The organism is Microcoleus sp. Pol12B5, from assembly GCF_036701335.1.
GTDB lineage: Bacteria > Cyanobacteriota > Cyanobacteriia > Cyanobacteriales > Microcoleaceae > Microcoleus.
On the sequence record NZ_JAUBQQ010000045.1, the window covers coordinates 42,637 to 48,961 of the forward strand.

6 protein-coding genes are annotated in these 6,325 nt (G+C 42.5%); 2 read left to right on the forward strand and 4 right to left on the reverse strand.

Translation table 11 applies throughout. From position 1 onward, the window contains the following. Positions 1-65: 65 nt before the first annotated feature. Positions 66-389: a DUF3155 domain-containing protein gene (locus tag QUA24_RS18370; protein WP_006635576.1), complete on the reverse strand. Its 324-nt coding sequence runs from the start codon at positions 387-389 to the stop codon at positions 66-68. 106 nt (positions 390-495) lie between these two features. After that, a complete protein-coding gene (locus QUA24_RS18375; RefSeq protein ID WP_333231092.1) occupies positions 496-663 on the reverse strand; it encodes a hypothetical protein in 168 nt (55 codons plus the stop codon). A 121-nt stretch (positions 664-784) separates the two neighbouring features. Between QUA24_RS18375 and QUA24_RS18380 the strand changes: the two genes are divergently transcribed. Both QUA24_RS18380 and QUA24_RS18385 read left to right on the forward strand, forming a co-directional pair. Continuing rightward, the gene (locus QUA24_RS18380) at positions 785-2,173 is read left to right on the forward strand and encodes a sensor histidine kinase (protein ID WP_333231094.1); all 1,389 of its coding nucleotides are present in this window, start codon (positions 785-787) and stop codon (positions 2,171-2,173) included. Between the two features lie 28 nt (positions 2,174-2,201). Next, positions 2,202-2,894, forward strand: coding sequence for a hypothetical protein (locus tag QUA24_RS18385; RefSeq protein ID WP_333231096.1), 693 nt, complete (start codon positions 2,202-2,204; stop codon positions 2,892-2,894). A gap of 729 nt (positions 2,895-3,623) precedes the next feature. On the opposite strand, the gene QUA24_RS18390 is transcribed toward QUA24_RS18385, so the two are convergent. Both QUA24_RS18390 and QUA24_RS18395 read right to left on the reverse strand, forming a co-directional pair. Continuing rightward, on the reverse strand, positions 3,624-5,156 hold the full coding sequence (locus QUA24_RS18390) for an ATP-binding protein (protein WP_333231098.1): 1,533 nt from the start codon (positions 5,154-5,156) through the stop codon (positions 3,624-3,626). A gap of 170 nt (positions 5,157-5,326) precedes the next feature. Beyond that, positions 5,327-6,325, reverse strand: a 999-nt coding sequence (locus QUA24_RS18395; protein WP_333231100.1) for a GAF domain-containing sensor histidine kinase, incomplete at its 5' end; no start/stop codon positions are given.

The window sequence follows — 6,325 nt, forward strand, 5'->3', positions numbered from 1 at the left end:
CTCGCGCTTTTGTTAAAAAACTTAGAAAAACATTGCTGTCAATGTTTTGAGCTAAACATTTTGAGCTATGCGCGGCTGGCTGACACCACAGGAATTTTTTCTGTGGTAGCTTCCAACATCACCTTTAAGCTGGGAAACAAGAAATGGTTCTCTTCTACGTATTGGGCTCCAAATAAACCTTTTTCAGCCCAGAAGTATCTGTCAGTGGTATGCTCGTTACGCTTGACTAACAGCAAAGCTGGGGGAGCAATGCCTTCTGCATGGATGAACTTGCGAGCCGCTGTTACGGGTTTATCTTCGCCGCTCTCGATGCTATATTGAGGCACACACTCTAAAATTCTGCGTCCTTCTTGTCGGCGGCGACTCTTGCGTTTGCGTCTCCTGGCCAATTTCTTTACCTCCTCTGTGAGCAGACAGTATGAGCAGACAGGTTGTAATGATAGCTACCAAATCCGAGGCCAGTATATCCGTTCTAGCTCAAAATTTCAACTGTTTTTAATATATCGACATAATCTTAACATTCGTGCCGATCGACAAAAGTGTAGCGGTTGTGCTATGGTTGGCCGCAAGTTCCGGCAAAAGCCAAGCTTGGGGATCGGTGGAAGCTGCGCGGAGGGCGATGCGGGGCAATGTTGGTTCATAAAAGCCCCATGCCTTCAACATAGCTGCCTTCTATCAAAGGGAATAAATCTGAAATCGAGAAGTATCTCATCAGTAATCGGCCGCCGATCATTTGTAATTTACTTAGAATTCCGTTAGATATCTTAATGTGGCGCTCATGTTAATGCCAGCCAGTTCAGAATTTGTCAAACTTTGCCGTTCGCAGGTGGCTATCGCCGTTAGTTTGGGAGCGAAATTCAGCGCGGTATACCTGACACAAGAGTTGGTAGAAGGCAGCGAAGCGAAGTTGGTGCCGATCGCAGTTTACCCAGAAACCTCAGCCGAATTGGAAGAAAATCAGGGGTTGAGGTTGCAATCTTCCGAAAGCTCGACAGTGAAACCGGTACCGCGACTGCTGGCGCCGCCTGTTCGGCCTGTGGAAGAATCAACGGTAGAGGCGATCGCACCCGATCGACTTCCGGGTAAGGAGTGCAGTTCCCATCAGTGCCAAGGCCCGGAGAATTTGTGGCAGCAGCGGATGCAAATTGTGACGCCTCTGATACACGAGGGAGCTGTAATGGGACTCCTAGTCAGCGGTCGGCAAGACAGGCCTTGGAACGAGCGAGAAGAGGCTCAAATACAACAAATTGCTCGCACCTTAGCCCTAGCCTGCATTTTAGACCAGCGATCGCAGTGGATGCAGCAGGAATTGGGTTCGGCCCGACAAATCCAGGCTCAGGTTTACGACACGATGCACAATTTGCTGCACCAGTTCAAAAGTCCGCTGACAGCGTTGCGAACTTTTGGCAAGCTGTTAGCGCGGCGGCTGGTACCGGAAGACAAAAACCGCAATGTGGCTTTTAGTATTGTCCGAGAGAGTGATCGGCTACAAGAGTTGCTGGGCCAGTTCGATCGAACTGTTGACACCGGCGAAGCACATCTAAAACTGCGATCGGACACTTCAGAAAAAGCAATGTCCAATGTGGAATCAATCCGGCATTCTCCTCTCTCGCTGTCACCTGCGGCCAATTTGGAGGAATCCTGTTTTGTTACAGAAGTCTTAAAACCGCTGTTAATTTCCGCCGAGGCGATCGCATCTGAAAGGAATCTGAAATTGGTCGCCGACCTGGAGGCGAATTTGCCACCAGTCTCAGCGAACGATCGAGCTTTGCGCGAAGTTTTGAGCAATTTAATTGACAATGCTTTGAAATATACCCCCGCCGGCCGCCAAATTTATATTAAAGTCCGGTACAAAGCAGCGGATGGCGATCGGGCAGGATACAGCCAATTGCCTGCCATAGCAGTTGCCGTCAGCGACACAGGTTCCGGCATTCCTCCCCAGGATTTAGAGCATTTATTTGAGCGGCACTACCGGGGAGAAAAAGCGCAGACAGAAATTCCCGGTACAGGATTGGGTTTGGCGATCGCCCGCGATTTAGTCCGCCAAATGCAAGGAGAAATAGAAGTATTTTCCCCAGTCAATCCAGAATGGCTGCCCTCTGCAGAAACTAATTTATTATATCCAACCGATCGCGGCACTACATTTGTGGTTTGGCTACCAGTGAATAAGTAACGAACTCTATTGCTTAGAGACATTTTTTATGAAGCATCTACCTTTATTCGATAAAATTCCCAAGTTGTCAAATTCTTTAGAAATTTTCAAAAAACACTTTTTTCGTGTACGGTTTTTAGCTGCTTTTAACATTCTGACTGTTCTGATTTTGGGCGGGCTGAGTGTATACGCAAAACTCAACAACCAGGGAGACGGAGTTGAACGCCTGTTTAGCGACCCTTTTAATTTCTGGTTCCCTTACGAAGGAATTCTCACCGGAGTTTCCGAAGTCCTCTGGTGCATCCCAGTAGCACTTTGTGCATTTACTTTCGGAGTGCTGCGCCAAAAAGAGCCGCAGAGTCGATCGGGGATGTTCTTATTTTTTAGTGCTTTACTACTCGGAGTCTTTTTCCTAGATGACAGGTTTCGGATGACTTTGATTCTTTCTGGGTTGGGAATATCTAGCAAATTAATTTATTTCTGTTATGGTAGTGCTGTCTTTTTTTACGGAGTTAAGTTTTGGCGAGACATCAAAACCACTCCTTACCTGCCATTAGTCGTAGCATTCCTCTTGTTTGCTATCTCACGGTTTGAGGATATTTTTGAGTCTCAAAGTCTAGGAGTACACGCGATGTTAGAAGATGGCACTAAATTATTAGCTCTTCTGAATTTATCACTGTATTTTTGGCACGTATGTCATCAAGAAATCGGGCAGCATTTACGGCAGAGGGAAGAACGTTGAGCGCCTAGATTATTTTACAAAAAAAGGCGTTTATAAATTAGGGTATAACTAAGCAATGCCGGCGATCGCATAGAACCAAAATAATTTATTAGATTTTGATATGGCATCGGAAGATTAGCCAATTTTAGATAGTGAATTAATAATCGAAGGGAATGTCTGAGCAACTTGTTATCTGATATAGAATAACAAAAAGTTTTTCCTGTCAAACGAGCTATCAAGATGTGTTAATCTTGTATGTACGCGCTCAAAAATTCAACACCGCCCTAATTGATGGATCACCGAGTTCATCAGCTTTGACTATTTTTTCACGAAACTCGATAGCATAAATTTTCATTTTTTCTGCTTCTCTACGGAATGCAGCGTACTAAATATACATGGAATATGCTGTATTTTTACGGCACAGTTAATAACGCCTCGGAAGAGATTGTTAAAAAATATATTGCAAACCAACACAATTAAGTTAGAAGAATGTGGCTAAAGCCGTAGCAAGTCCCCACCCCAGCAAAGGGGGGACTTGCTGCGGAAAAAAATTCTGTCAGAATTCCGATGAATGAGGAATTAGCAATTATCCTATTCTCATGCAACTGAAAACCGATATATAGCAATCCTAAATTATTTGTGAATTCCTTACTCTCTCCCCTTGATAAGGGGAGGGTTGGGGTGGGGTAAAAAGTTTACGACTCCTGCAAGGATTGCTATATGATCAATCAATTCAGCCAGATAAGTTTTCTAGGCATTCGCTACAGCGATCTTAGTGGCTCTACAGATAGTCGGCAGATCAATAATAAACTGCGTTCCCTGCTGTGGCGTAGAAATACACTCCAATTGACCGCAGTGTTTTTCTATCAGAATTTTTCGGCTGATGGACAATCCCATGCCTGTACCTTTTCCTATGGGTTTAGTAGTAAAAAAGGGAGTGAAAAGTTTAGCACGAACTGTTTCTGTCATGCCCACACCATTATCAGAAATTGTTACCAGGATGTGGGAACCCGAGCTAATGTTGTCATGCGAATTGCCGGGTACAACTTCAGTCCGAATCAAAATCTGGGGGTGAAAAACAGCACCATTTTCTCTACTTACCCGCTCTTCCAAAGCATCTATAGCATTCGCTAAAAGGTTCATAAACACCTGATTGAGCTGACCGGCATAACAGTTCACAAGTGGCAATACACCATAGTCTTTTATCACATTAATAGCAGGCCGATCCGACTTAGCCTTTAGTCGGTGCTGTAAGATCAGCAAAGTGCTATTAATGCCTTCGTGGATATCTACTGATTTAATTTCAGTTTCATCCAACCGCGAAAAATTGCGTAGAGAGTGAACAATATTGCGAATGCGTTCGATCCCTAACTGCATGGAAGAAAGCAATTTTGGTAAATCATCTATGATAAATGGCAACTCTGCATCTTCTATTTCATGGATAATTTCTGCTTCTGGTTGCGGGTAATACTTTTGGTAAAGATTCAACATATTAATGAGTTCTTTAATATAGTCGTTGGCGTGGGACAGATTGCCATAAATAAAGTTAACCGGATTATTGATTTCATGAGCGACACCTGCAACTAATTGACCGAGACTAGACATTTTTTCACTTTGAACTAGCTGGAGTTGTGTTTCTTGGAGTTCTTTGACAAAATGCTCTAAGACAACAGATTTTTGGTGCTCTTTTTCTTCACTGAGACGGAGTGCTTTCTCTACTTGTTCGCGTCGCTCTATTTCAGACTGCAATTTATGACTTAGAGAAAAACTTCTCAAAGCTGTTAGCATCGTAGTGTATAGCTTTGACGTCGTTAATTCAGTTTTAGTTTTATAGTCATTAATATCGTAATTGATAATAATGCTTTTTTCAGGTACTTGTCCGGGTTGACCCGTGCGTAAAATAATTCGCACTAACTGGTTGCATAAGACTTCGCGGACATATTTAACAAAGTTTAAGCCAGCATCATCTGTTTCCATAATTACATCAAGTAAAATGATGGCAACATCAGGATTTTCTTGGATTAGCTGTTTAGCTTCACGAGCGGAGTAAGCATTAATGAAGGTTAAAGATTTATTTTCAAAGACAAACTTCCTGAGTGAAATTTCGGTAGCGGTGTGAACTTGAGCCTCATCATCTACAACTAAAATTTTCCAGCTTTCACTCAGTTTTTCTTCTGGGGTTTCATCTGCAAACAATATCTCGTCATCCGAGTCGATTACTTCGGCAAAGTATACTGTTTCTGGAGATGGTTGAGTTAACAAATCGTCAAAATCACTTTTCATTGCTGTACACCTTTATTTTTTACTAATGTTTAGGTTTGAAGTTAGAAAACCTGTTAAGAAAAAGGCAGAAGGGAGAAGAGTTACACAGCAACCTTTTCAGTCATCCTTACTTTACTTTTAATGAGGTGGGCTTACTTAGTTATCTTGGTCAGGAAATCGGAATTGGAACTCTACATTGGTGAATCAATTTGCATGGGTAATTTAATAATAAACTTGGTGCCTCTTCCCACCTCACTTAGACACTCAATTTCACCTTTGAGTTTTTGGGTGACTAAATTGTAGACAATATGTAACCCTAACCCACTGCCACCTTGACCACGCTTAGTGGTAAAGAATGGCTCAAAAATTTTACTTAAGTTTTCTGGGGGAATACCTTTACCTTCATCGGCGTATTCAAACCTTAGCCGATTACCTTCTTGCTCCCAAGCAAAGATTATTTGCCCAGAAATTCCTGGTTCATAGGCATGAATCAGAGAATTGATTAGCAAGTTTGTCACAACTTGGGACAAGGCTCCTGGATAAGAATCTATGGAAATTTTGCTATCTCCCTTAATTTTAAGCGGATGTTGACTATTTTTCAACTTTGGTTTTAATTGTAATAAAATTTCATCAAGATAAGGTCTGATTTGGAAAGTACGTCGTTCTTCGCTAGAGCGATCTACTGCTACTTGCTTAAAGCTTTGAATCAAGGCTGCCGCCCGATCTAGGTTAATTAGAAGTGCTTTACTGCTTTGACTAGCAATATCGACAAACTCTTCTAAATCCGAGCGCTTCATTTTGCCACTTTTATAAATAGATGCAAATTCTGTGGTATTTTCTGCCAAAGCTGAAGCAACAGTGACGCCCACTCCGATGGGAGTATTAATTTCATGGGCAACACCAGCAACTAATCCTCCTAGAGATGCCATTTTTTCAGATTCGACTAGCTGAGTTTGGGTGGCTTTTAAAGCCTCTAGGGTGTTCGATAATTGTTGAGTACGATCGCTCACTAATTGCTCTAAGTTTTGATTAAACTCCTGTAAATTTTTGTAAAGTTGAGCATTCTCAATGGAAATAGCAATTTGGGCAGATAAAAGTTTTAACAATTCTAGCCGATCGGTAGTAAAAGCCCCTTCAATCAAGTTATTTTCCAAATAAAGAAGGCCAGTCAGCTTACCTTGGTGCAGCAG